Here is a 25,966-nt window from a genome sequence, read left to right as displayed (position 1 = left end):
TGTAACCACGGTCGCCGCGGGAAATCCAGAGGCCCCACGGCGGGGTCCATTCCGACGACGAAAAAGGGTGCACGCCCGGCGAGGCAATCTCGCCGGACGCGCACCCTTTCCGATCGGGATCAGCCGCAGCTGCGCGCCGAGTACTCCGCCGTGTAGGTCTTCGTGACGGGCTGGCCGTTCACGGAGCTGGTGACCTTGGCCGTCAGCGAGCCCGCCTCGATGCTCACCGCACGCGTGGTGAACGTGACGGACTTGGTCTTGCCGGCGGCGAGGCCGTTGCTCTGGCTGCTTCCGAACGACGACTGCACCAGCACGTCGACCGGCGCGTCACCCGTGTTGGCGAGCGTCGCGACCAGGGTCACCTTGCCAGCGGCACAACGGCTGAGGGCGGTCACCTCGAACGTCGGCGCCGCGGGCGCCTCGACGGTGACGGTCGTGCTGACGGTGCGGTTCGCGGCGGCGAGCCACTCGGCATCCGTCATGTCCAGGATCGGGCTGCCGTCCTGACGGAAGTACACCATCCGCACCCCCGCGTCGCGGGTGCCGCCCGAGGTGAGCTTCGCGTGGAACACGTTGAGCAGATTGCCGTCGTCGTCGTACGTGTACGAGTTGTGACCCGGCCCCCAGTTGTTGGTGATGGGGCCCTCGTAGTGCCAGATCGGGTAGTCGCGCACCTGCCACGTCTTCGCGTCGAGCAGGTCGGCACCGGATGCCGCGGTGGCAAGGCCCACCGCGTAGGTCTGGTCGACTCCCGAGCCCGAGAACGTGATCATGATCTTGCCGTCGCGCTGGATGATGAACGGACCCTCGACGACCTCCGTAGTGTTGTCCGACCAGCCGCGATCCGGGAACGCGATGGTCGAGCGGTTTCCGGAGAGCTGCCAGCTGCCCGTCTTGGACGGCGTGACCTTCGAGATCTTCAGCACGGCCGGGCCGGTCGCCGGGGTGATCGCGCGCTCGGACCACACGACGTAGTCGGTGCCGTTGTCCTCGAAGTGCGTCATGTCCAGCGTGATGCCGGCGCCGTACGTCGTGAGCGGCTGACCGCTCGCGTCGAGGACGCGCTGCGGCGCCTCCCAGTCGGCGCGCACGATCGGGTTGCCGCCCGGCTTGAGCCGCATCGTGAACGACTGCACGCCGTTCCACGCGTTGACGTTGTTCGGGTTCGCCGCGAACAGGATGTAAAGGTCCCCGCCGACGATGTGCAACTCCGGGGCCCACAGCTGCGACCCGACCGGCGCCGTGCCGGAGAGGCCGAGACCGAGGATCCGGTTGTCGGCCGCCGTCGCGATGCCGGCGATCGTGTCGGACTGTCGGATGAAGAACTCATCCTGGCCGTTGTCGTCGGTCGAGATGAACAGCCACGTCTTGTCGCCGTTCGGCAGCGTGTAGCGCAGCATGTGCGGGTCGGCGCGGCGCGAGATCAGCGGGAAGATCGAGTCGGTGGCCTTCAACGTCCCCGTCACGGTGTACTCGCCGGGGGTCGCGGTGTCGACAGCCGAGGTGTCCCAATCGACCCGGAAGTCGTGGGTGCCGCCGTCGGAGTAATCGGCCGTCACCTTCTCGGGCAGCGTGACCGTGCCGCCGGTTGCGATCGTCACGTCCTTCGGCGCTTGGACACCCGTGTTGCGGACGCGGCCGAGCAGCTGGTCGGCCGAGCGCGCCTCGGCCGCCGTGAGCGGAACGATGGTTGCCGTGTCGGCGTAGGTCACACCGATGCTGCCGGTGCGGCCGGTGGGCTGCTGCCCGCTCTTGACCGAACCCACCGATGCGAAGTCGGGTGTGGTCCCGGTCAGCGCCGAACCGGCGGCACTGGTCCACACGATGCGGTACGCGTCGACACGCGAGTCCCACTCCGCCGAGACGGCACCCGCGGTGCCCTGGCCCGGAAGGGCGAGGTAGCCCACCTCGGTCCAGTTCACGAGGTCGGGCGACCGGAAGACGACCGCGCCGGCGGCGTCTGCCGCGCCCGCGGCGTCCGTGCGGCGCGCGATGAGGCCGAAGCCCTCGTCGCCCTTGAGCCGGAACGCGTAAGGCTGGGCGAGGTAGCGCTTGGTGCCGTTGTTCGTCTCGGTCATGTTGCTGACCTTGGGGAACACGATGCCGGCGCCCGAGTTGAGCGCGGTGTACGTGACACCGTCCGTGCTCAGAGCGAGGTGCCCCGTGCGCGTGAGCTCGGGGTCGTCGCCGCCCCGCGTGTTCTTCGACGTCGTGTAGGCCGCGAGACGCGAAGCGCCCGCCTCGGCGATGCGCACGTCGATCTGCGTCGTGGCGGCGTCCGCGCCGGCACCGACGACGGCCTGCAGCTTCGCCGCGCCGAGCCCCGTCGCGGGTGCCGTGGCGATGGCTCCGCCCGCGATCGATCCGGCGCCGGACACGTGCGACCAGACGACCGGCAGGCCGAGCGCCGTCGTCGGCAGCACGTAGCCCTTCTCGAGCACGGACGGCAGCAGGAGCGACTCGGCGGCAAGGGCCGCCTGCTCGGCAGCCGTCGGGGCCTTCAGCACTGTGACCGAGAAGTTCTTGGTCGCGCTCTGCCCGCGCACCGTCGCGGTGGCGGTGAGGGTGACCGCGGTGTCCGCCGCGGGCCGCGTGACCTGGCCGTTGGCGGCCACGATCCCTGCCGGCGACGACGTCCACGTGACCCCGCCGGTCGTCGGCAGCGCGAGGTCCGTCTGGACCTGCGCGAGGTTCTGCGCAGCGTTGGCGGCGGCGAGGTCGATCGCGTTCACCGTCTCGGAAGCCGATGCCGCGGCATCCGTCGCCGATGCGGCCGCGATGTCCGTGGCCGACAGCGCCTCGCTGTAGACCCGGAAGGTCGAGACGCCGCCCTGGTAGAGGGTGTCGCCGGCGTATGCGCTGCGGCCGATGAAGTTCATCGTGTGCGTCGTGATATCGCTCAGGCTGACGGTCGAGTCGGCCTTCTGGGCGACCAGCGCCCCGTCGATGTACAGCTTGAGCGTCGACGTCGTCGCGCCGGCGTTCTTGGAGATGGTCGCGGCGACCGACTGCCACTTGCCCTCGACGAGCTTCGTCGTCGAGGTGACGGACTGCTCGCCCGACCAGTTGGTCTTGGAGATCGCGACGCGCGGCGCGACGGGCTGGATGAAGAACTGGCCCGTCGACGAGTCGCCCGATCCGCCGATGTTCCACAGGAACTTGTTGCCGGACAGCGCCGTGGGGCTGGTCTCGATGACGATCGTCGCCGCGCTCTGCCCTGCGAGGAGGTTGTTCGGCAGCTGGACGTGGTTCGCCCCGTTGAACTGCATGTAGCCGCCGCGCCACGCCGCACCGCCGGCGACGGTGGCGTCACGGCCGGCGCCGGAGATGTCGTGCAGCACCGTGCCGCTCGACTCGGAGAAGTCGTACGAGGCCAGCAGCGAGGCCGGCTCGGCGGCCGTCGCCGGCGCCGTCACCCCGATCGTTCCTGCCACCAGCGCGACGCCGAGCGCGCCGGAGAGCACCTTCGCTCTCTGCGCCCGCCGTGCGGGACGCACGGCTCTGTCCGTTCGATTCACTGCATCTCTCCTTCTGTGTGGTCTGGGATGGCCCGGTCGATCAGCCGCATGTCGTCGTGGGATAGGTCGCCGTCACCGGTGCGGAGACGCCGGCGATGGTCACCGAAACGGTTCCGGATGCCACGGATGCCGCCTTCGTGCTGAAGGTCTTCGAGGTCGACTTCCCGGCCGCGAGGTCGGCGAACGTCGCTGTTCCGTATGACGTGACGACCGCGCCGGAGGCCGGGGTCGCGGCCTTGTTGGTGAGCGTCGCGACGATCGTGACCTTGCCCGCGACGCAGCGCGTCGTGGCGGTCGCCTCGACGCCGGCGGGTGCCGCGGCGACGACGACGCGCACGGCGACCGTCCGGTTCGCCGGGGCGACCTCCTGCGAGCTCGACAGCGACAGGTCGAGCATGCCGTTGGCGCGCACGTTGACCGCCTTGAACCACGTGTTGCGGTCGGGGTCGAACAGGCCGCCCGCGGCGCTGCCGGTGTGCAGCTCGGGGTACGGACGCGCATGGTAGGCGAGCACGAGGTTGCCCGATTCGTCGATCGCGAACGAGTTGTGGCCCGTGCCCGCCTGGCCCGTCCCGCCGATCCGGCCCTGGAAGGTGTCGTTCGTGGTGAGCACCGGCGACGGCACCTGGGTCCAATTGGCCGGGTTCGTCAGGTCGGCGTCCTTCGGCGCGCGCAGCATGCCGAGGTCGTAGAACTTGTCGACCGTGCCGCCGGAGTACGTGAGGTAGACGTAGTCGCCGTACGTGATCATGAACGGCGCCTCGACGATGCCCTGGTCGGCGCCCTCGGTGGTGTCCGACGGTGTGGGCGCCTGCTTGCCGTACTCCCACGGCTGGCTGAGCGCGTACACCTGGCTCAGGGCGCCGTCGATCAGCGGCACGGTGCCCTTCGCGCCCATCTTCGCCTTGCCGATGTACAGCTTGGCTCCGTTCGGCATGACCCAGTAGCCCTGGGTCGCGCCGTTCTCCTGGCGCTCGAGGTACGACACGTCGAACGCGGCGCCCTCGAGGATCGTCGGCTCGCCCCAGTTCTCCTGGTTCACGAGACCGCCGGCGCGCAGCGACTCCTCGGTGCCCACGTACGGGATGAGCACGGTGTTGTCGCACCAGCCGCCCGTCGGCGCGTAGCCCTTGTTCATGCCGGCGACGATCCACCACTGGCCGTTGATCTTGTGGAACTCCTGCGCCCAGATGTAGCCGCCCCACCCGTAGAAGGTGTTCGGGTACTGCGCCAGCTTGCCCGGGGTGCCGCCGTCCGGATCGATGACGATCTGCTCGGGGGCGTCCTTGAGGCCCGCAATCGTCTTCGCGCGCTTCAGGCCGATCTTGCGGTACGAGTAGGCGTCGATCAGCTGGCTCGTCGGTGCCGTCGACGGGATCGCGTAGTGCGAGCCGGTCAGGTACCAGTAGCCGTCGTCCTCGTTGAAGAAGAGGTCGGGATCGGCGCGCGCGTCGTTGACCATCTCCTCGGCGGTCTGCTGCACGAGACCCGACACCTCGTAGGTGCCCGGCTTGCTCGTGTCGATCGCGGCGAGGTCCTCCTCGTCCCACGCGATCGGCAGGTTCTTCGTCGAGCCGTCGTTGTAGGCGAGCGTCGCCTTCGCGGGCAGGTCTGCGGCATCCACCGACTGCCCGTGCTCGACGGACACGTCTGCGAGCGCCGCGACGCCGGTGTTCTGCAGGTCGACGTAGTTCTTGTAGAAGACGCCGAACTCGGCCTTCGACAGCGCGAATGAGCGCGCCTGCGCCTGCGCGGCGAAGCCGGGGAGGCCGGCACCGGCGACGCCGAGCGCCGTCACGTCGGCCTTCGTCGCCGCGGTCGGCGTGCTGCTGCCGGTGAGGCCGTCGAGCTGGGCCACGCGTCCCTCGCCGGTCAGCTCGTCGGTCCAGAACGCCTTGTACTTCTGCGTCGCGCCGTCGAAGACGATGCGCGGGTCCTTGACGATCGACCCGTCCGACGACACCTTGACGGTGCGCTGGTTGCGGAAGGTCGCCCCGTCCGCGGCATCCCACACGTACACCGAGTCGGTCGCGTTGTTCTGCGCGGCCACCGCGCCGAGCGTCCCGTCGGCGAAGCGCACGAGCGACGGCGAGCCCATCTGCGCGTTGGGGTTGGCGGCCTGTGTGCCGTTCCAGGTGACGTAGAGGATGGCCTGCGAGCGGTTCAGCGGCTCCCAGGCCGAGGCGCCCGCGGGGCGGGCCGAGACGAACAGCGCGTCCGAACGGCGGTCGTCGTTGTACGCCAGCGGGTCGTCCTTCACGCCCGCCGTCGTGGTGACCGTCTTGACGTACGTCGCGACGTCGCCGCCGGCGTCGAGGATCTGCGCCGCGCCGGTGATCGGCGTGGCGACACCCGCGATCGTCGCCGTGAGCGAGACCGCGACGGGTCCGGACGAGGGGCGCGTCACTTTTCCGTCGGTCGCGACGAGCGCGGCGCCGGGGCCGCTCGCGGTCCAGGTGACGGCGCTGCCGAGCACCGACGAGGGGAGGTCGCCGGTGATGCGGGACGGGATGCTGAGGGCCGCGGCCGGGTCGCTGGCCACGGTCCCCACGCCCAGTTCGGCGGGCGTGAGCGCCCGGTTGTAGACGCGGACGTTGTCGAGGAGGCCGGAGAAGTACTCGCCGGTCCCCCAGTTCGCCTTGCCCAGCTGCAGCACGCCCCCCGTGGAGCTCAGGATCGTCGACAGGGTCTTGCCCGTCGTGTTCGTGGAGACGAGCTTCTGGTCGACGAACAGTCGGGCGGTGGCGCCCGAGATCACGAGGTCGACGTGCTTCCACGCGGTGTTCGTCGCCGTGTAGGCGAGGTTGCCGGTCGTGACGCGGCTGCCGGAGTTGTCGTAGCGCTCGACGGTGATGCCCGTCGTCTTGTCGAGGTAGCCGAGATAGTGCTCCTGCGCGTACGTCTGGGTCGCGGTGCTGCGCGCCGCGAAGACCGTCCAGCCGGTGTTGCTCGCCGCGTTCGGCCTGCTGTCGTACGAGATCGTGACGTCGTCGAGCCCGGCCAGCAGGGGCGAGCCGTCGGACTTCGTGACGTTCAGCCAGAACGCGCTGCCCAGCTGGGCGGCGTTGCCGGTCGGCCCGCTGACGAGGGTGGCCGTGCCTTGGGTGGTCGCGGTGGCGCCTCCGCCCGTGAAGCTCGTCGTTCCGCCCTCGAAGGTGAGGTCGGCGATGAGCCCATCCGTCGTCGTCGGTCCGGCGGCTGCGCTCGCCGGATTCGGGGCGAGCAATCCGGCGCAGAGCGCGGCCGCGATCGCGGTGCCCCACATCGTCCTGGTGTTCCGCTTCATCACGGTGCGGCTCCTCATCTCGTCAGTGCTCGGTTGTCGGGTCGGGTGCGGGCATCCGGTGATCGGCGGTGTCGCTCGCGGGGAGCACCGGCAGACGTCATCCGTCGGCGATGCTGCGGGTGCGGCGAGGGTCGACGAGGTTCGCGATGGCCCCGTCGGTGCGGTGGGCCGGCAGCGGTGATCGAGTGGTCGTCATCGACGCCCTCGAGGCGCGGCGGCAAAGCCTTGTAACCCTTGCGCCCGTCGCCGCACCATCGCAGTCCTTACCTCGCCCCGTCGCCGATGGCGGTTCATCCGCCGAACGTCATGCGCAGCGATGTGCGCCGACGAGTCGTGATGTTAGCGAGAACATTCCGTGGGCGTCAACCAACAAATTTCGCATTTCGGCGAGCGGGCGAAGATCGCGAACCGGACAGCATGTACACCTGGGACTTCAGCGACGGCGGGCTGTGGCCGGCGGAAGGGTCAGGAGCAGCCGATTCGCGCGGGCACAGTTCAGACGCTGAGAGCGCCGCGACCCGTCCGAAACCGGACACCCCGACGGAAGCATTCGGGATCAACGCGGGCCGCAAGGCGTCGTTCACCTCAGTGCACCGTCAAGGCACCAGACGGGCACGAGCGGCCGGATCAGCCGCCTGGCCCCGGTTGGTCGATCGGCGCGCCGTCGCCGTTCTGGGGGATGTCGCCGCGCTCGACCGGCGGCCCGGTCGGGACCTCGGGCGCGTCCGAGAAGAGCAGTTCGAGCTCGGCCGCCGACGGCACGTGCGCCGCCTGCGCGGCCGCCTGCAGGTCCTCGGGCGGAGCGCCGCTGCCGCTCACGCGGATGAGCACCCCGCCACGCGTCGCGACGTACTCGTGCGCGTCGCCCGCCGATCGGTGCCACAGGCCGTCCTCGACCTGTTCGCACGTCACCGCCGCGTCGTATGCCTCCTCGAGCGGGGTCGCGGGACACGTCGCGGCGGTGAGCTCTCCGCGGTCGGTGCGGATCGTCAGCATCCCGCCCGTGCTGTTGTCGAACCACGTTCCCTGCAGCCCGTCGGAGCCGTTCGGCCCGACGGACTGCACGGCGAGGTCGTATCCGTCGACCTCGGTCGTGTACACGAGCTCGGGCGCGATGCCGAGCGAGCGTGCGCTCTCGGCGATCCGCCCGGAGTCCGCCGGCGCTCCGGCGCCCGCGCCGGTCGCGCATGCGGTGAGTGTCAGAGCGACCGCTGCCGCGAACGCGACCGCGAGCGCGGGCCGGAGCGGGGCGGAGAGGCGCACGACGCCATCCTGCCTCATGTCGCCTCGCGGCCGAGCGCCGCAGCGACACCCCGCCCGGCGCAGGGGGCCGCTCGCCGCGGCCCGGTTCGCCTCGCGTTCGTCTTCCTGACGGGTGCTGTTCACGCCGGTTGCCGACGATCGAGGAGCCCGAAGGAGCCCGATGTCCCCCCATTCCCGTCGGCGCCCGAGCAGGTCTGTCATGCCGCTCGCCCGCGTCGTCCTCGCCCTGTCCGCTCTCGTCGCCGCGCTCACCGCCACGACCTTCCTGAGTGCACCCGCTCTCGCCCACGGCTTCTCGAGCGTCGTCTACGTCGACGCCTCGGAGTCCGGCGACGACACGGTCCGCACCACGATCGATCTCGAATACGACCTGCTCGTCGTCTCCGTCGCCGAGAACGAGGGCGCCCCGACGTTCTTCGACGACGGCATGGACGCATTCGACTACGGCGACGAGACCGAGCAGGCGGCCGCGCTCCAGGCACACGCCGATGAGATCGTCTCGTACGTGACCAAGCGCTTCGCGGTGAGCTCCGCCGCGGCCACGTGCGAGCCGGAGCCTTCCGACGACATCGCCCTGACCTCTCACGACGATGTGCCCTACGCGGCGGTGACCCTCGACTGGCGCTGCGAGCCCGCGGCCGCGCACGAGTTCCGCAGCACTCTGTTCCCGGACGAGGAGTCGTACGTCCAGGGCACCATCACGATCCTCGAGTACGACGTCGACGGACGATCCGGCAGCGCGAGTCTCACGAGCGATGCGCCGACCTTCAGCACCGATCAGCCGGTGATCGAGCGGTTCGGGAACTTCTTCGTGCTCGGGGCGGAGCATCTGCTCTTCGGCATCGACCACATCCTGTTCCTGCTCGCACTGATCGTCGGCTCGCGGCGGCTGCGCGACGTCGTGCTCGCCGCGACCGCGTTCACCGTCGCGCACTCGGTGACCTTCATCATGGCTGCGCTCGGCGTCGTGACCGTGCCCGCTGCTCTCGTGGAGCCCGCGATCGCCCTGTCCATCGCGGTCGTCGCGATCTGGTACCTGTGGCGCGTGTGGCGCGAGCGCAAGGATCCGCTCGCCGAAGTGAAGCGTGCGAGCAAGACCGGGTTCGACACCGCGGACTGGGCGCGACTGCTCGTGGTGTTCCTGTTCGGGCTCATGCACGGCCTCGGCTTCGCGAGCGCACTCGGCATCGACGAGCCGTTCTCGTGGCCTCTGCTCGGCTCGCTCCTCGTCTTCAACGTCGGCATCGAGGCCGTTCAGCTCACGAGCATCCTGACGATCTTCCCGATTCTCATGCTCCTGCGCCGGCGCACGCCGAAGACGGGTCTGCTGGTCGGCGTGCTCGTCGCCTCAGCGGTCGCCGTGATGGGCCTCATCTGGTTCGTGCAGCGGGTGCTCGGCATCGGATGACGCTGATGGGGGATGCCGCGGCATCCCCCATCGGCGAAAGCTTCTCGGCCGGCGCTCAGTAGCTGTCGGCGGGGATGCGCACGATGATCCCGGTGTATCCGCTCAGCACCGCCGCGACGCCGGCGCGCAGCGCCGCGTAGGCGCGGGACGCGGTGACTTCGGCGGGGTCGTAGTAGTCCGACTCCGTGACGCCCTCGCCGAGGTACGCCGATCCCTGCCAGTCCGACGCGGCGATGTTGTGGGTGGGCTCGGCCACCTCGGCGCCCAGCACCAGGAACTGCTGCAGGTCTTCGCCGGCGTAGTTGGCAGAGACGACCGCGACGGGGTCGACGAGCCCGTTGCCGGCCGTCACGATGAGGTCGGCGTCACCGGACGACGCCGCGCGATCGATCTCGTCGATGTACGCATGCGGGTCGCTCAGGTACTCGATCGTGAGGTCGACCCGATTCTCCTCGCGCGCCCATCGCTCGACCGCGCCCACGAGGGTCGCCACCTGCGGATCGCGCGGGGTGCCGGCATCCTGTCCGTCGGCCAGAACGAGCACTCGGTAGTCCGCCGACGGCCGCACGTCGGTCCACGTCTCCGGATCCGGTTCGACTACCTGGCCGCTGTAGTACAGGTCGAGGTCGGGGGCGTGGAATCCGGCAGCGAGGCTTCCCTCGGCGAGCGGAGCCGCAGCGTCGGCGGCGGCGTCGGGTTCGTCGGCGCGAGACTGCAGGACGCCCCACACCGTCGCGACGCCCACGATCGCGAGCGCGGCCAGGAGGACGAGGGAAAGGGTGCGGCGGCGGGTGCTGCCGGAGGTCTGGGTCGGCACGGAGCGACTCCATTCGGGGGAGCTGAGCGTCGAGGGGGATGCGGCGGACTCCGCGGGAGTCACCTCCGCCAGGGTCCCACCGTACGGCACCGCGGCACGGCTCCGAGCGGGTGCGGACGCCCTCCGCGAACCGGACACCGCTCGACCGCCGCGAGTTCACCAAACCACCTGTTCGGGTTCATCCGAGCGTTGCTCGGGATTGGAAACGTCGGAGCGTACCCCCCACCCCTATGAACCCGAAAAGGATTCGAACAGATGAAGCTGATGAACCTCTCGCGCGGCCGACTGGTCGCGTGTGCCGGTGTCGTCGCCCTCAGCGCGGGCGCTCTGGCCGGCGGTCTCTTCGCGGCGCAGGGCGCGCTCGCCGCAGACGCGCCTGTCACGTTCAAGACGATCGTCCTGGGCGTCGGCGCCGACGAGCACTCGCGCTACGTGACCTGGTACGCGAGCGGGGACGCCGCCTCGGTCGTCCAGCTGGAGAAGACGAAGGACCTGAACAAGGGTGCGTTCGACGAGGACGCCGTGAGCTTCCCCGCCGAGATCGTCGCGACGACCGGCACCTCGACCGGCGACGTCGCCCGTGCGCCCTTCCGCGGCAGCGCGCTGCTGAAGGACTTCGATGCCAACTCGGAGTACTCCTACCGCGTGCTGGCCTCGGACGGCTCCGCCTCGCCGACCTACACCTTCAAGACGAGCTCGTTCGGCATCGGCAAGGGCTTCACCTTCGCCGCCTTCGGCGACCCGCAGATCGGCGCCGAGTCGAGCAACAACCGCGAGTCGATCTCCGCCGACCTGCAGGAGGACGCGGCCGGCTGGGTCGACACCCTGAACGTGCTCCAGAAGGATGCTGCGAACGACGGCCTTCCGCTCGAGCTGCTCACCTCGACCGGTGACCAGATCGAGACGGCCAACGTCGAGTCGCAGTGGGACGCCTGGTTCCAGCCGGAGCAGCTGCGCAGCATCCCCTATGCCGCCGCGATCGGCAACCACGACTCGTCCGACCTCGGCTACCGCTACCACTTCGCGCTGCCGAACAACGACGTGACGACGCCCGAGCTGCAGACCGGCGCCGGCGGCGACTACTGGTACACCTACAAGGGCGTGCTCTTCGTCGTCATCAACTCCAACGCCCAGTCGTCGACGAAGAACCCGGCGCACATCGACTTCGTCCGCAAGGCCGTCGAGGCGAACCCCTCGGCGCAGTGGAAGGTCGTGTCGTACCACCACGCGATCTACTCGCCGGCGTCGCACGCCAATGACACCGACGCGGTGGGTCGCCGCCCCTCCTTCACGCAGGGCTTCTCCGACCTCGGCATCAACCTGGTGCTGCAGGGTCACGACCACTCGTATTCGCGCTCGTACGTGCTGCGCAACGGCGGCGAGGGCGCGGAGCGTCAGAACGCCGCCGAGCAGCGGGGTGCGGACTCGGTGTTCGAGGGACCGGGAGGTGTCGTGTACGTGACCACGAACTCGGCCTCCGGCTCGAAGTACTACGGCCTCACCGAGCCGCGCGTCGGCACGACGAGCGACGCCACCCTCAACGGCCGGTACAACCTCGAGACCATGCCGTACGCCGCGGCGGGAGCGAACGCCGCGAACGGCACCCCGGCCGGCACGCACGCGCTGCACTGGGCCAACTCGGTCGAGAACCAGGACAACGTCCGCACGTACCTGAAGGTCGAGGTCACGTCGAAGTCGCTGACCGTGTCGAACGTCGTCGCGGGTGTCTGCGACTACCCGAACAAGGCGACCACCCAGGGTCGCGAGACGTGGTGCGGCGCGGCGCAGGGTCCGCTCACCCTCGTCGACACGGACGGCAACGGCGTCTACAACGCCAACCAGCCCGCGACCGGCGCGCCTGCCAAGCCGAGCAACGCCCTCGCGGACAAGTTCGTCACCTCCACGGGTGTCGACCCCGTCGGCACGGTGCAGGACTCGGTGACCATCACCCGCGACCGCTCGGCCAAGTAGGGCTCAGCACTCGCTTCTGAACGAAGGGGCGCCCCCGCGCGGCGGGGGCGTCCCTTCCGCCGTGTTACGTCCAACTGGGCCTGGATGGGAGGACAGGTTAGGCTAGCCATACCTCAAAGTCTGGTGGCAGACCGCGTCGCCGGCCCGGAGAAAGCCACCCTTCGATGACTTCGACCGCCCCCGTGCTCGGCCTGTCCCTGCTCGGTGGCGACCCCTTCGACACGGCGCTCATCGCCGACGGGCGTCGGATCGACTACGCCGAGCTGCGCGAGCGCGTAGGGCGCCGACGTGCCGAACTCGGCGACATCCGCCGGCTCGTCATGATCGCGGCGCGCAACGCGCTCGAGCCGATCGTGACCTATCTCGCGGCGCTCGAGGGCGGGCATCCCGTGCTGCTCGTGTCGGGCGACGACGATGAGGCCGCGCGCTCCCATCGAGCGTCGCTCGTCGCCCGGTTCGACCCCGATGTGGTCGCGCGCGAGGACCGCTCCGGCTGGACGCTCGACGAGCGCCGCCCCGGGAGCCGTCACGATCTCCACCCCGACCTCGCCGTGCTGTCGAGCACTTCAGGGTCGACGGGCTCCCCCAAGCTCGTGCGGCTGTCGGCGGAGAACGTGCGCAGCAATGCCGCGGCGATCGCCGAGTACCTTCAGTTGACCGCCGCCGACCGCGCCGTCACGACGCTGCCTCTGCAGTACTGCTACGGCCTCTCGGTCGTCAACAGCCACCTGCTGGCCGGCGCCCGCGTGGTCCTCAGCGAACGCTCGGTCACCGACGAGCAGTTCTGGCGCGAGGCCGACGCGCACGGCGTCACGTCGTTCGCGGGCGTTCCCTACACCTTCGAGCTGCTGGAGGCGGCGGGCTTCGCGGACAGGAAGCTGCCGTCGCTGCGTTACGTGACGCAGGCCGGCGGACGGATGCCGTCGGGCACGGTGCGCCGGATGGCGCACCTGGGCCGTGCGAAGGGCTGGCAGCTGTTCGTCATGTACGGACAGACCGAGGCGACGGCGCGCATGGCATACCTTCCGCCGGAGCTCGCGGCGACGCACGCCGGCGCGATCGGACGCCCGATCCCCGGCGGCGCCTTCCGCATCGATGCGGTCGGCGGCGCCGAAGCGGGCGAGCTCGTCTACGAGGGTCCGAACGTCATGATGGGCTACGCCCACACGCCCGAGGACTTCGCGCGCGGGCACGAGGTGAGCGAGCTGCGCACGGGCGACGTCGCGCGCCTGCGCACCGACGGCCTGTACGAGATCGTCGGTCGGATGAGCCGCTTCGTGAAGGTGTTCGGGCTGCGCCTCGACCTCGACCGCGTCGAGCAGCTCCTCGCGGAGGAGGGCCTGGAGGTGCGCGCCGCGAGCGCGGACGAGCGGCTGCTCCTGTTCGCCACGGCGGAGCGCGACGCTGCCCGTGCGCGCGAGCGGGCGGCGGCGCTGACGGGCGTGCCGGCCCGGGTCATCGGGTCGTACGGGGTCGCCGAGTTCCCCCGCACGTCCAACGGGAAGCGCGACTACGCCGCCCTGGTGCGTTTCGCCGAGCTGGCCGATCGCGCGGCGGCGCCGTCCCCCGCGTCACGGGCCGCGGTCACAGACGAGGCGGTGCGCGATCTGTACGCTGCCGTGCTCGGCGAGCCCACCGCGGGGCTGGACGACTCGTTCGCGGGTCTCGGCGGCGATTCGCTCAGTTACGTCGAGGTGGCGCTCCGCCTCGAAGAGCTTCTGGGCGCACTCCCCCGCGACTGGCCCGCACGCACGCCCCGCGAGCTGGCCGCGTCGGCGCGATCCGGCAGGGATGAGCGTCCTGGCATCCCTCAGAGACCGGATGCCGCAGCCGGAAGACCCGCAGCCTCCCGACGACGCCGCCTCTCATGGACGCGTCTCGAGACGCCCGTCGTGCTGCGCGCCGCCGCGCTCTTCCTCATCGTCGCCACGCACGCCGATCTCCTGGCGATCAAGGGCGGCGCCCACCTGCTGCTGGCCGTCGCGGGGTACAACCTCGCGCGATTCCAGCTCGCGCCGGTCGCCGGCGGAACCCGGCTCCGCCGCCTGGGCCGCAGCGCCCTGCACATCGCGGTGCCGGCGGTGATCTGGATCAGCGCCGTCGCCCTCCTCACGGGCAAGTACACGCCGACGACGGCCGCGCTCCTGAACAACTTCGTGCCGAGCGACGGCCGGTGGAACGAGCAGTGGCAGTTCTGGTTCCTCGAAGCCCTCCTGTGGTCGCTCGCCGGGGCGGCCGCACTGTTCGCCGTGCGCGGCATCGATCGACTCGAGCGGCGGTCACCGTTCGGATTCGCCCTCGCGCTGCTCGCGGCGGCCCTGGCGGCGCGCTTCGCGATCTCGGGGCCGACCGCCGAACACGTGGAGCGGTACGCGGTCCCCGTCGTGCTGTGGCTGGTCATCCTGGGATGGCTGGTCGCGCGCGCCGACACCACCATGCGGCGTGTGCTCGTCTCGGCGATCACCGTCGTCGCGACGTTTGGGTTCTTCGGGGAGCCCGGGCGCGAGGCGGTCGTGGTGGGCGGCATCCTCGCGCTCATCTGGATCCCCGCGATCCGGCTCCCGCGAGCGGCGGTGCCCCTGGTCGCGACCGTCGCCGGCGCGTCGCTGTTCGTCTACCTGACGCATTGGGTGGTGTATCCGCCGTTCGAGCAGAGCGCGCCCTGGCTCGGGACGCTGCTCTCGTTCCTGGTCGGCATCGCCGCCTGCCGCCTGTACGTCGGCGCGAGCGCCCGCCTCGCGGCCGCGATGGCCTGGGCGCGGCGGCAGGTCGTCAGGCGGACGGCACCGAGCCGTCAGCCTGTGCGCGCGTGACGATCGTTCCGGTACCGGTGGGCCCGCCGGGGCCGGCGTAGAGCACCACGCCCCCTTCGACGACGACGCGCACCGGCGTTCCCGGCGCGAACGCGGCAGAGCGGTGCTGCGCGAGCCGGTACATGAACTCCGCCTCGAACTCGCCTGACCCGACCCGCAGGCGCAGGTCGGCCGTCGATCCGGCGGGGCGCACCGCGATGACCGTGCCGTTCGCCACCGGGGCGAGCGTCGCGGCGGCGCCGTAGGCCGCCGCGGCGACCCGCAGCTGAGCGGGACGCACCATCGCCTGCACATGAGAAGCGCCTCCGGAGAGGTCGTGACGCACGGAGAGCCGGCCGAACCCGCAGGCGACGCCATCGGCGTCCGCGTGCGCGGGGAAGACGAGGGCATCGCCGAGGAACAGCGCGACATCGGCGTCGATGGGCGCGTCGTACACCGCCATGGGGTCGCCGGATTGCACGAGGCGACCGCCGACGAGCACGCCGACCTGGTGGCCGAAGGAGAGCGCCTCGTGCTGATCGTGTGTGACGAGCACGGCCGTCACTCCGGCGCGCTCCAGCACGTCGATGACGGCATCGCGGGTCGCCGAGCGCAACCCGGTGTCGAGCGCGCTGAACGGCTCGTCGAGCAGGATGACGCCGGGTCGCTGGGCGAGCGCGCGCGCGAGCGCGACCCGCTGCTGCTGACCGCCCGACAGCTCGTGGGGCATCCGGTCCGCGAGATCGGGACGCAGCGAGGCGAGCTCGAGCAGCTCCCGCACGCGCTCGGCGCGACCCGCGCCGCGGGGCAGCCCGAAGGCGATGTTGCGGGCGACGGAGAGGTGCGGGAACAGCGCCCCGTCCTGCGCGACGTAGCCGATGCCGCGCCGGTGCGTGGGGATGGTCCGGCCATTGCCCGACAGCTCGCGCTCGCCGAGGCTGATGACGCCGCCGTCGGGATCGATGAAGCCGGCGATGAGGCGCAGCAGCGTCGTCTTCCCGCTCCCGGAGGCGCCGACCAGGGCCAGGCGCGTCCCGCTCGGCACGTCGAGGGAGACGTCGCGCAGCACCTCGGTGCCGCCGAACGACTTCGACACGCCCTCCACTCGCAGGGTCATCTGAGGGTCCTCCCCGTCGCATGGGTGAACATGAGGGCGACCGCCGGCACCGACAGCAGCACCAGCAGCACGGCGTACGGGGCCGCAGTCGGATAGTCGAGCGACGATGCCGCCGACCAGAAGCTCGTCGCGACCGTGCTGGTTCCGGTGGGGGCGAGCAGCAGCGTCGCGGTGAGCTCGTTCGCGACGCCGAGCGCGACGAGCGCCGCCCCGGCCCCGATGGCGGGAAGCAGCAGCGGGACGGTCACACGCAGCCGCGCGACCGCGGGCGGCACCGCGAGTGCCCGCGCCGCCTCCTCGAGCGATTCGGGCACTTGCGAAAGGCCCGCCCGCAACGGCACGAGTGCCCGCGGGAGGAAGATCACGACGTACGCCACGACGACGGTGAACGCCGTCTGATACAGCGCGGGAGCGATCGCGAGCGTGACGGCGACGAACGCGAGCGCGACGATGATCGCGGGCAGGCTGCTCGCGAGGTACGCGGCGCCCTCGAGCGCGCGCGCGAGGCGCCCCGGGTAGCGCACCGCGAGCCACGCGAACGGCAGAGCCACGGCGATCGTGCACAGCGCGCCGGCGACGGCCAGACCGAGGGTCTGCAGGACGGCGATCCACACGTCGGCGAAGGTCGCGGCATCCGCTCGGAAGAGCCATCGCACGACGCTCGCGAGCGGGATGACGAGTGCGCCGGTGAGCACGAGCGCGACGGCCGCGAATGCCGGCACGGTGAAGCCCCCGAGCCTCAGCGTCGCGGGCGGATGCGGCGAGCCGCCGCCGACGCGGGCGTAGCGGGCATTGCCGCGCGCGGCCGATTCGACGGCGAGGAGCACGAGGCAGAGGAGGGCGAGGACGAGCCCGAGCGCGGCCGCGTTGGGACCCGCGAACATGCTCTCGTAGGCGACCACGATCGCCGTCGTGAAGGTGTCGAAGCGGAGGAAGGCGAACGCGCCGTACTCCCCCAGGAGGTGCAGTGCGACCACGAGCGCCCCACCCAGCACCGCGAGCCGCAGCTGCGGGGCGACGACACGGAAGAACACCGCCCACGACCCCATGCCGAGCGTCCGGGCCGATTCCTCGAGAGCGGGATCGAGGCCGCGGATGGCGGCGAGCGCGGGGAGGTACACGAGCGGGAAGTACGCGAGGGTGGCGACCATGACGGCCGCCCACAGGCCGTGGATCGAGGGGATGGCGCTGGCCCAGCCGTAGCTCGCGACGAAGGCGGGGATCGCGAGCGGCGCGGCCAGGGCGATCTTGAGGACGCCGCGGCCCGGCAGCGTCGTGCGCTCGACGAGCCACGCGCCGCCCACACCGAGCACGACGCTGGCGGGCACGCCGATCACGACCAGGAGCACCGTGTTGATCAGCAGCTCGCCGACCTTGGGCCGGAACACGAGCGCGGAGAGCTCATCCCAGCCCATCGCGAACGCCGCCTGCACGACGTACCCGATCGGGATGAGAGCGCCCAATGCGAGCACCCCGACGACGGCGACGAGCCCGACGGGCGCGCGCCTCTCGACGGCGCCGCCCGCGGGTGTCCGCGTCTGGATCTGGGTCAGAGAAGTCCGGCTTCCGTCATGAGCGTGATCACAGCCGGCCCGTTGAGGGTCGACGGATCGATCACGGGCGCGTCGAGCGATGCGAGCGGCGGAAGCTCCGACCGGGCCGGCACGTCCGATGCGACCGGGTACTCGAAGCTGTAGCCATCGCCGAGGATTTTCTGCCCCTGCTCCCCCGCGATGAACGCGAGGAACTTCTGCGCCTCGTCGGCGTGCGGCGCGTTCTTCAGCACGCCGCCGCCCGAGATGCTGACGAACGCACCCGGATCCTGATCACCGAAGTAGTGCAGCTTGGTGTTGCCGCTGTCTTCCGCCGCCGCATCCTGATCGCGGAACCAGTAGTAGTGGTAGATGACGCCCATCGGCACCTCGCCGGCGTTCACGGCCTTCATCGTCACGATGTTGTTGCGGTACTGGACGGAGTTCTCGGCCATGCCGTCCAGCCAGTCGCGGGTCGCGTCTTCGCCCTGCGTCGCGAGCACGGCGGAAACGATCGCCTGGAAGTCTGCTTTCGCGGGGGCTGCGCCCCACTTCCCCTTCCATTCCGGCTTGGACAGATCCATGAGGGATGCCGGAAGCTCGTCCTCCGAGATCAGGCTGGGGTTGTAGACGAGCACCGTCGAACGGGCCGCGATGCCGGTCCAGAGGCCGGACGTCGGGCGGTACTGCTCCGGGACGAGGGCGAGGGTCGCGTCATCGACGGGGCTGAAGAGCCCGGCATCCTCGACGAGCGACATCGCGGGCGAGTTCTCGGTCAGGAACACGTCGGCCTTCGACGCCGAGCCCTCCTGGACGAGCTGGTTGGCCAGTTCGCTGTCGTCGCCGTTGCGCAGGACGACCTTGATCCCCGTCTCCTTCGTGAAGGCGTCGGCCCACTCCTTCGTGAGTTCCTCGTGCTGTGCGTTGTAGACGACGAGGGCGTCCGAGCTGGTCGAGTCGGCTCCTGTCCCTGCCGCGCAGCCCGCGAGAAGGAGGCCGGCGACGAGCGCGGGCACGACGACGGCGGATCGGCGCAGGCGCGCGAACGAGAACGGGCGTGCAGGCATGGGGAACCCCTCGAGAAAAGGCAGGTAAGCCTAGCCTAAAGCACCTCGCCGTCGTGTTTCATGAGCGGGAGCGCGCCGTCCCGAGGCATCCTGTCAAGCTCCTTGCGGCCCCGGCGTCGACGCGGTCACGATCGGCAGATGAGTAAGACGCAGCGTCCGCCGTTCGAGTTCCTGGGCCGGTGGGGCGGGCAGTTCGTCGCCACGGCGATCCACAACGGACACGACGTGCGCCCGGAGTTCGCTGCCGAACTCGTCCTGCCTGAGGCCGATCGCCTGCGGGAGGAGGACCCGCACACCGACAGGATCGGCGCCTTGATCCCCGCACGGGTCGTCGTGCACCGATCCCGGTTCGAAGTCGACCTGAACCGGACGCGCGACGAGTCGGTGTACCGATCATCCGAAGAGGCGTGGGGGCTGGACGTCCTCCGCGATCCCCCACTCGACGAAGCCGTCGTCGCCGGCTCGCTCGACGTCTACGACAACTTCTATGCGGAGCTCGGACGACGTCTCGACGAGGTCGCCGACCGGGGACCGTTCGTCGTCTTCGACGTCCACTCGTACAACCACCGGCGCGACGGCGCGGATGCCGTCGCCGCCCCGGAGGCGGAGAACCCCGAGGTCAACGTCGGCACCGGCTCGCTGGACCGCGCTCGATTCGGGCGGGTGGTGGATGCCTTCATCGAGGCGCTCGGGGCGGCGGCGACAGCATCCGGTCCTCTCGACGTCCGCGAGAACATCCGCTTCCGCGGGCGGCAGCTCGCCGCATGGACGCACGCCCGCTATCCGGATCGCGCCGTCGTGCTCGCACTCGAGTTCAAGAAGACCTTCATGGACGAGTGGACCGGCGACACCGACTTCGCCCGGGTCGACGAACTCGCGCGCGCCCTGGCCGGCACGATCCCGGCGGTCGAGGACGCCCTCCGCGACTCGGTGCGCACATGACGGCTGGACGGGAGCGGGGCACCGCGGCACCGGAGACGAGCGCCATCGAGGCCGGCGCCTTCTCGGCCGCCGACCTCGCCGCAGACCACGCGATGGCATCCCTCGCGGGCACCGTGCGATTCCTCCTCGAGATGACGCCCGTGAACGCGGACGACGTCCGGTCGGCCTTCCTCGCGCACCCGGAGTCCGACCCGGTGTTCGAGTATCGGGAATTGGATGTCGCCCCCGATGTCCTGGATGCAGAGGTGGCGGCTCTTCCGCTCGACGGCGTCACCGACGCCACCTTGGCCGCGCTGCTGCGCAACCGGCAACGGGAGATGGCCTTGCGTGTCGAGATGCTCAGGGCCCGCGCCACCCCGGAGTTCCTGCAGCTCTCGATCGCGCACTACGGACCCGTCCTGCCGGCCCTGGTCCACACCGCCGAAGATCTGCTCGAGCGACTGCCGAGCGGCCGGCTCGAGCACGACTCGGTGGATGCCGCCGCCTTCCTCGCAGCGGCGAAGGCGGAGATCGACCATTACCGCTCGGTCGACCCGGACATCGGGATCCACGCGGAGATCCGAGACGACGTCTCCGGCGTGCTCGTCGAGGGCAACACGCTGCTCATCTCCCACAACGCGTCGGTCGCCGCCACGCGCGTCAACGCCCTCCTTCAGCACGAAGTCGGAACCCACCTGGTGACGCAGGTGAACGGCCTCGCGCAGCCCATCCGCATGTTGGGCTCCGGCCTCGCCCATTACGACGAGACGCAGGAAGGCCTGGCCGTGGTCGCAGAGATAGCTTGCGGCGGGCTCACGGCATCCCGTCTCCGCCAGCTCGCCGCACGGGTCGTCGCCGTCCACTCGATGGTGGGCGGGGCGAGCTTCGTCGAGACGCATCGCCTGCTCACCGGCCACGGTCTGCCCGCGGGGAGCGCCTACGGCGTCGCCATGCGGGTCTACCGCGCCGGCGGCTTCACGAAGGACGCGATCTACCTTCGCGGACTCCTCGCCCTCCTCGAGCACGTCGCGGGCGGCGGTTCGCTCGACCTCCTCTTCCTGGGCAAGTTCTCGTTGGAGGATCTTCCGCTCGTGGAAGACCTTGCCGATCGCCGATTGCTCGCCCCCGCCAAGATCACACCCCGGTACCTCGACGACCCCGAGAGCGAAGGGAGGCTTCGGGATGCCGCGCGCGCGGACGACCTCGTGGCGCTCGTCAACGCGTAGTGTCGTGCGGGACGACGGCGTCACCCCCGCCAGCGCCCGGACACGGACCGTTTCGACCAGCCGCCGTCGTCGATGGGGAGCAGCATGAGGATCGGCTTCGTCGTCAACGACATCGCCACCGAGAAGCCCGTGTACACGACGACCCGGCTCGCCATCACGGCGGTCCGCCGGGGCCACGATGCGTGCCTCATCGGGCTCGGCGACTTCGGCTACGAGCCGGATGGGTCGCTGTCGGCGGTCGTCGCGGCCGCCGCCCCGGGCAAGACCTACCGCTCGCTCGACCGATACCTCGAAGCCGTGCAGGCCGCACCGCGGGAGCGCCGCGAGCTCGAAGACTTCGATGTCGTGATGCTTCGCGCCGACCCGGCGGTGGACGCGGTCGACCGTCCATGGGCCAACACGGCCGGACTCGCGTTCGGCCGCATGCTCGCCGAAGCGGGCGCGCTCGTGGTCAATGAGCCGCGGACGCTCGCCGATGCGATGTCGAAGGCGTACTTCCAGCACTTCCCCGAGTCGGTGCGACCGCGCACGCTCATCTCCCGCGACGAGGAGCGGGTGCGCGAATTCATCGAGGAGCTGGGCGGCCGTGCCGTGCTCAAGCCCCTGCAGGGCTCAGGTGGTTCCGGCGTGTTCCTCGTGAACCTCAAGAAGGAGCCGAACATCACCCAGATCGTCGAGGCGATCGCCCGCGACGGGTACCTCGTCGCGCAGGAGTATCTTCCCGCCGCCGGCGAGGGGGACGTCCGGATGTTCGTCATGAACGGCAGAGCGCTCGAAGTCGACGGACGGCATGCAGCCTTCCGCAGGCGGCCGGGCGACACCGACGTGCGCTCGAACATGTCAGCCGGCGGGAGCGCTGAGGCGGTGAAAGTCACCGAGGAGATGCTGCAGCTCGTCGAGACGGTGCGTCCCAAGCTGATCTCCGACGGCATGTTCCTCGTGGGCCTGGACATCGTCGGCGACAAGCTCATGGAGGTCAACGTGTTCTCGCCCGGCGGTCTCGGATCATGCGCGGCGCTCTACGGCATCGACTTCGCGGCCGCGGTCATCGAAGACCTCGAACGCAAGACGGCTCTGCGCGATCACTATGGCTCGACGCTCTCGAACGTCCAGCTCGCGACGATGTGAGGCCGCCGCCCGCTTGCGGCAGGAGCGGGGTGGCGGCCCGGAGTACCGAGCCGCCACCCGCCTTCGTCAGCCGCAGCTGTGTGCGGGGTACTGCGCCTGCACGACCTTCGACAGCGCTTCGCCGTCCACCGTGGCGGTCACCGTCACCTCTGCAGCACCGGCCGGCACGCTGACCAGCCGGGTCGAGAAGGCGTTGGAGACCGACTTGCCGACCGGGACCGCGAGAGACGACTTCGACCCGTACGGGGTGGAGACGGTCGCGGTGACCGGAACCTCATCGGCGTTCGTGACCTTGACGGTGAGCACCGACTTGCCGGCGACGCAGCGCGAGGCGACATCCGCCGAGACATCCAGCGACCGCGCCTCCGCCTGCGTGAACGCCCACGTGTCGAGCTCGAAGAGATCGCCCGCGCCGCCGCTGTAGGTGAAGAACACATCGTGCGTGCCCGTCAGCCCGGCGAGGTCGGCCGTCAGCTCGGTCCACTGCCCGGTCGCACCCGTCACCGGAATGGTGCCCACGACAGGGCCCGTCTCACTGCCCGTGCGGACATTGATCGATCCACCGCTCTGGAGCGGCTTGACCTTGAGCGTGACCGACGCCGCGCCTGCATCGCCGAAGGCGACCGATGAGAGCGCCGTCCAGTCGCCGTTGTCGATGTCCTTCACGACGAGGTTGGGAGCGGTCGCGCCGAACTGCGCCGACCCGCCGTCGACCTTCTGCGTCGCGATGCCCTTGCTCCAGCCGAACGTCTCGGCCTCGAAGGTGCGGTACGGATCGAAGTCGCGCACCTGGTCGACGCCGGCGTAGGTGCCCACCACCTGCTGGATCGTGCCGTCGGCGTTGAACTTCAGCTCCTCGATGTGCGGGCTGCGGTAACCCTGCGTCGTGTTGCCCGTGATGCGCTTGTTGAGCGTCGGAGCGTGGTACGTGAAGTAGTACTTGCCCTCGAACTCGAACACCGACTGGTGGTTGTTCCCGCCGGTGCCGGCACCGAAGAACTGGCCCTGGTTGGGGAACATGACGCCGGCGTACTTCTCCTTGGGGAAGTTCGTCGGGCTGTCGCTCATCATGTAGCCGATCTGTCCGCCGCCCGGGTAGCCCGGGAGCGCCGTCTGGTTGCCGCCGAAGTCGGTGCCGCCGAAGTGCGACGAGTACGACAGGTAGTACTTGCCCTGGCGCTCGAAGATGTGCCCGGCCTCGAACGAGACAGGCGTGTCGACGACCATCGCGGAACCCTTCGTGTTCACCATGTCATCGGCGAGCTCGACGACGCGGATGTTCTTCGGGTTGTTGAAGCGCTCGGCCGCGGGCATGCTCGTCGAGGCGGGGCCGCCTCCGAAGACCAGGTACGCATGGCCGTCGTCGGTCACGATGGGGGCCGGATCGAACTTCCACTGGACGTCCTCAGCGCCCTGCGTGGAGCCGTTGATGAGCGTCGTCGTCCGCTCGCTCGTCCACGGGCCGAGCGGGCTCGCGCCCGTGATCACGTTGCTGGATCCCCCGCCGTTGGCGTAGTAGAGGAAGTACTTCTCCACACCGTTGACGACGCGCTTGGCGAAGCCGGGCGCCCACGAGTTGCTCGTGAACGGCGCGACGCCTTGCGAGCCCGCGACCTGGATCTCGCCGTGGTCGGTCCAGTTCACGAGATCCTCGGACGAGATCAGCGTGATCTGGTTGATGTTCCCGTAGTTGATCTGCGGAGAGATGCCGGTGACGGGATCGGGCGCATAACCCTGCGTGTCGTTCGTCATGAACATGTAGACGCGCCCGTCCTCGGCGTAGCCGAAGCCGTCGGCTCCGAACTTGTGCCCGATCAGGGGGTTGTGCTCACCCGGCAGCTTGCCGACCACCTCGATCGTCTTCGACGGCGGCGGGGGCGGCGGGGTGCCGACGAGCGACACGTCGTCGACCACGAAGTCCATGAGGTGCGTGTTCGGGTCGCTCGACGGATTGCTCGTCCACGGCGTCTCGATGAACAGCCGTGCCGTCGAGACGCTCTGCGTCGCCGGGATCGTGAACGTGGCGTTGATGTAGCCCCACTGCCCGCGAGCCGGCGTCGTGCTGGCGAGGTTCGTGTATGTGGATCCGCCGTAGTGCATCGTCGCGAAGAACTGCTTGGTCGCCGGGCTGCTGGGGTTGTCGTACTTCACCCGAGCCTTGATGCTGTACGTCTGACCCGCCTGGACCTTTCCGCTCAGGTCCTGCATGGGGCCCGAGCCCGTCGTGGTGCGCCCCGTGACCTTGATCGCGGACGCACCCGAGAACGCGTCGCCGACGATCGACAGGGTGCCGCCGTCGGTGGCGTTGCCGTTGTTGACGAACCAGTTCTGCAGGCCGCTCTCGAACCCGCCGTTCACGATCAGTTCCTCATCGGCGGCGGTCGCCGGAGCGGCGACTCCACTGATGAGAAGCGCCGCCGTGGCGACGACGGCGCCGATGGCGCCGGCCATCCTGCGGCGTCTGGCCGCGCGATGAGCCATCTCGGTGGTCAAGGTTTCCTCCTCATTGATCGATCAACCTCGATCCGTCTGCACCACGTGCGAACGTGGGGGGAATGGGCGGCAGGACAGGTCTCCCCGAGACTCAGATCTGCTGAGCACTGCTGTGTGCGAACCCGGCCGCAGTGACGGACAGTTCGGATGTTAGCGGTCACAGCGAATCCGCCACAAGCGCTTTGTTCGCGGTATCAAGAAATCCGGCGCACGGCGCGGCTCCGCGGCCGACGTCTCGACGCGATTTCCGCTCGAGGCCTCGGTAGAGTCGATGCAGTCCACACCCTCGAATGAGACTCGGATGGCACCGCCCCCTTCACGCACGCATCCGCACGTCACGATGCACGATGTCGCACAGAAGGCCGGCGTGTCAGCCCAGACGGTGTCCAACGTCATCAACGGTCGCAGCGAGAGGGTGAGCCCGGAGACCATCGACCGCGTCACGAAGGTCATCGACGAGCTCGGCTATCGGCTCAACCAGAGCGCCCGCTCCCTGCGCAGAGGCCGGACCGGGATCGTGGGGCTGGCGGTGCCGCTGCTGACGTCCGAGTACTACGGCGAACTCGCCGAGCGCCTCACCCGCCGGTTCTCAGCACAGGGCATCCGGCTGGCCACGGAGGACACCGGCGGCGCCATGACGGCGGAAGTCGAGTCCCTGGCGGGATCGCATCTCGAGACGTACGACGGCTTCATCCTGGCGGTGGCGGCGAGCGAATCGGCGGACCTCGACCGGATCCTTCCGACGAAGCCCATCGTCCTGCTCGGCGAGCGCGCCCTGTCCACGCGGTTCGACCACGTCCTGATGGACAACGTCGGGGGCGCGGAGATGGCGACCGGGTATCTCCTCGACCGCGGTGCGCGATCGGTCGTCGCAATCGGCGGAGCGACCACCGGCTCGGAATCGGTCAAGACGCTGCGGACGAAGGGCTACGTCGAGGCGCACCGCGCACGCGGACTCGACGTGCGGTCCGAGCTCGTCGTGGACGCGCGTCTCGACATGGCGGGCGGCTACCAGGAGACCATGGCGCTCATCGATTCCCGGGTCCCTTTCGACGGCCTCTTCGCGCTCACCGACTCCATCGCACACGGGGCCCTGCGTGCACTCGCGGACCACGGCGTGCGCGTGCCGCACGACGTGCAGATCGTCGGTTTCGACAATGTCGCCTCCAGCGCCTACAGCACGCCGCGACTGACCACGATCGAGCCTGGCAATGACGAGATGGCCGACGAGATCGTGGGGATCATGCTGGCTCGGCTCCGCTCGAGCGCCCCCCGGGGCGAACCAGAACGCAGGATGCTTCCGACGAGCCTCGTCGTCCGCGAATCCACGCGCTAGGTGCGCCGGGCTGCTCGGTGCCGGCACGCGAAGTCGGGCGTCCGGACCCCTGTCCGAGCGGGTGGACGGCCCGTCGCGAGCCGGCCACCCC

15 protein-coding genes are annotated in these 25,966 nt (G+C 70.0%); 7 read left to right on the top strand and 8 right to left on the bottom strand.

Translation table 11 applies throughout. The annotated features are described in order from the left end of the window. Positions 1-119: 119 nt before the first annotated feature. The 3 genes from ACH3VR_RS01735 to ACH3VR_RS01725 form a co-directional block, all read right to left on the bottom strand. A complete protein-coding gene (locus tag ACH3VR_RS01735) occupies positions 120-3,518 on the bottom strand; it encodes a family 43 glycosylhydrolase (RefSeq protein ID WP_396639022.1) in 3,399 nt (1,132 codons plus the stop codon). Between the two features lie 40 nt (positions 3,519-3,558). Next, complete coding sequence (locus ACH3VR_RS01730; protein ID WP_396639640.1) at positions 3,559-6,804, bottom strand: LamG-like jellyroll fold domain-containing protein; 3,246 nt, start codon at positions 6,802-6,804, stop codon at positions 3,559-3,561. A gap of 627 nt (positions 6,805-7,431) precedes the next feature. After that, positions 7,432-8,067, bottom strand: a complete 636-nt coding sequence (locus ACH3VR_RS01725; RefSeq protein WP_396639021.1) for a hypothetical protein — start codon at positions 8,065-8,067, stop codon at positions 7,432-7,434. 199 nt (positions 8,068-8,266) lie between these two features. Between ACH3VR_RS01725 and ACH3VR_RS01720 the strand changes: the two genes are divergently transcribed. Further along, complete coding sequence (locus ACH3VR_RS01720; RefSeq protein ID WP_396639020.1) at positions 8,267-9,475, top strand: HupE/UreJ family protein; 1,209 nt, start codon at positions 8,267-8,269, stop codon at positions 9,473-9,475. Positions 9,476-9,530: 55 nt separating this feature from the next. On the opposite strand, the gene ACH3VR_RS01715 is transcribed toward ACH3VR_RS01720, so the two are convergent. Beyond that, the gene (locus ACH3VR_RS01715; RefSeq protein WP_396639019.1) at positions 9,531-10,292 is read right to left on the bottom strand and encodes a type 1 periplasmic-binding domain-containing protein; all 762 of its coding nucleotides are present in this window, start codon (positions 10,290-10,292) and stop codon (positions 9,531-9,533) included. A 255-nt stretch (positions 10,293-10,547) separates the two neighbouring features. On the opposite strand from ACH3VR_RS01715, the gene ACH3VR_RS01710 reads away from it, so the two are divergent. Both ACH3VR_RS01710 and ACH3VR_RS01705 read left to right on the top strand, forming a co-directional pair. Further along, positions 10,548-12,263 (top strand): metallophosphoesterase, encoded by a 1,716-nt coding sequence (locus tag ACH3VR_RS01710; RefSeq protein ID WP_396639018.1) that lies wholly within the window; start codon positions 10,548-10,550, stop codon positions 12,261-12,263. A gap of 164 nt (positions 12,264-12,427) precedes the next feature. Next, positions 12,428-15,076, top strand: a complete 2,649-nt coding sequence (locus ACH3VR_RS01705; protein ID WP_396639017.1) for an AMP-binding protein — start codon at positions 12,428-12,430, stop codon at positions 15,074-15,076. Here ACH3VR_RS01705 and ACH3VR_RS01700 read toward each other — a convergent pair. The 3 genes from ACH3VR_RS01700 to ACH3VR_RS01690 all read right to left on the bottom strand — a co-directional run bounded on the left by ACH3VR_RS01700 (position 15,036) and on the right by ACH3VR_RS01690 (position 18,771). Then, entirely contained in the window at positions 15,036-16,172 is a 1,137-nt protein-coding gene (locus tag ACH3VR_RS01700) for an ABC transporter ATP-binding protein (RefSeq protein ID WP_396639016.1), read from the bottom strand. The two genes, ACH3VR_RS01705 and ACH3VR_RS01700, sit on opposite strands and share 41 nt — an antisense overlap. Beyond that, on the bottom strand, positions 16,169-17,644 hold the full coding sequence (locus ACH3VR_RS01695) for an ABC transporter permease (protein WP_396639015.1): 1,476 nt from the start codon (positions 17,642-17,644) through the stop codon (positions 16,169-16,171). Before ACH3VR_RS01695 ends, ACH3VR_RS01700 begins: the two co-directional genes overlap by 4 nt. A gap of 77 nt (positions 17,645-17,721) precedes the next feature. Next, positions 17,722-18,771, bottom strand: coding sequence for an iron ABC transporter substrate-binding protein (locus ACH3VR_RS01690; protein ID WP_396639014.1), 1,050 nt, complete (start codon positions 18,769-18,771; stop codon positions 17,722-17,724). Positions 18,772-18,909: 138 nt separating this feature from the next. Here ACH3VR_RS01690 and ACH3VR_RS01685 point away from each other — a divergent pair, with 138 nt between their 5' ends. The 3 genes from ACH3VR_RS01685 to ACH3VR_RS01675 all read left to right on the top strand — a co-directional run bounded on the left by ACH3VR_RS01685 (position 18,910) and on the right by ACH3VR_RS01675 (position 22,046). Continuing rightward, on the top strand, positions 18,910-19,713 hold the full coding sequence (locus ACH3VR_RS01685; protein WP_396639013.1) for an N-formylglutamate amidohydrolase: 804 nt from the start codon (positions 18,910-18,912) through the stop codon (positions 19,711-19,713). Continuing rightward, entirely contained in the window at positions 19,710-20,918 is a 1,209-nt protein-coding gene (locus tag ACH3VR_RS01680; RefSeq protein WP_396639012.1) for a flavohemoglobin expression-modulating QEGLA motif protein, read from the top strand. Before ACH3VR_RS01685 ends, ACH3VR_RS01680 begins: the two co-directional genes overlap by 4 nt. 84 nt (positions 20,919-21,002) lie before the next feature. After that, the gene (locus ACH3VR_RS01675) at positions 21,003-22,046 is read left to right on the top strand and encodes a glutathione synthetase (protein ID WP_396639011.1); all 1,044 of its coding nucleotides are present in this window, start codon (positions 21,003-21,005) and stop codon (positions 22,044-22,046) included. 66 nt (positions 22,047-22,112) lie between these two features. Here the strand turns inward: ACH3VR_RS01675 and ACH3VR_RS01670 are convergent, their stop codons facing one another. Next, the gene (locus tag ACH3VR_RS01670) at positions 22,113-24,539 is read right to left on the bottom strand and encodes a family 43 glycosylhydrolase (protein WP_396639010.1); all 2,427 of its coding nucleotides are present in this window, start codon (positions 24,537-24,539) and stop codon (positions 22,113-22,115) included. Between the two features lie 301 nt (positions 24,540-24,840). On the opposite strand from ACH3VR_RS01670, the gene ACH3VR_RS01665 reads away from it, so the two are divergent. After that, on the top strand, positions 24,841-25,875 hold the full coding sequence (locus ACH3VR_RS01665) for a LacI family DNA-binding transcriptional regulator (RefSeq protein ID WP_396639009.1): 1,035 nt from the start codon (positions 24,841-24,843) through the stop codon (positions 25,873-25,875). Positions 25,876-25,966 lie beyond the last annotated feature (91 nt).

The organism is Microbacterium alkaliflavum (assembly GCF_044325405.1).
GTDB lineage: Bacteria > Actinomycetota > Actinomycetes > Actinomycetales > Microbacteriaceae > Microbacterium > Microbacterium alkaliflavum.
This window is presented reverse-complemented; position numbering and strand designations above follow the sequence as displayed.

Bases quoted from the DNA above. Each gene is read 5' to 3' on its own strand.
- ACH3VR_RS01690 (WP_396639014.1), bottom strand. From the start codon at position 18,771: ATGCCTGCACGCCCGTTCTCGTTCGCGCGCCTGCGCCGATCCGCCGTC.
- ACH3VR_RS01705 (WP_396639017.1), top strand. From the start codon at position 12,428: ATGACTTCGACCGCCCCCGTGCTCGGCCTGTCCCTGCTCGGTGGCGAC.
- ACH3VR_RS01675 (WP_396639011.1), top strand. From the start codon at position 21,003: ATGAGGATCGGCTTCGTCGTCAACGACATCGCCACCGAGAAGCCCGTG.
- ACH3VR_RS01680 (WP_396639012.1), top strand. From the start codon at position 19,710: ATGACGGCTGGACGGGAGCGGGGCACCGCGGCACCGGAGACGAGCGCC.
- ACH3VR_RS01730 (WP_396639640.1), bottom strand. From the start codon at position 6,804: ATGAAGCGGAACACCAGGACGATGTGGGGCACCGCGATCGCGGCCGCG.
- ACH3VR_RS01665 (WP_396639009.1), top strand. From the start codon at position 24,841: ATGGCACCGCCCCCTTCACGCACGCATCCGCACGTCACGATGCACGAT.
- ACH3VR_RS01710 (WP_396639018.1), top strand. From the start codon at position 10,548: ATGAAGCTGATGAACCTCTCGCGCGGCCGACTGGTCGCGTGTGCCGGT.
- ACH3VR_RS01720 (WP_396639020.1), top strand. From the start codon at position 8,267: ATGCCGCTCGCCCGCGTCGTCCTCGCCCTGTCCGCTCTCGTCGCCGCG.
- ACH3VR_RS01685 (WP_396639013.1), top strand. From the start codon at position 18,910: ATGAGTAAGACGCAGCGTCCGCCGTTCGAGTTCCTGGGCCGGTGGGGC.
- ACH3VR_RS01700 (WP_396639016.1), bottom strand. From the start codon at position 16,172: ATGACCCTGCGAGTGGAGGGCGTGTCGAAGTCGTTCGGCGGCACCGAG.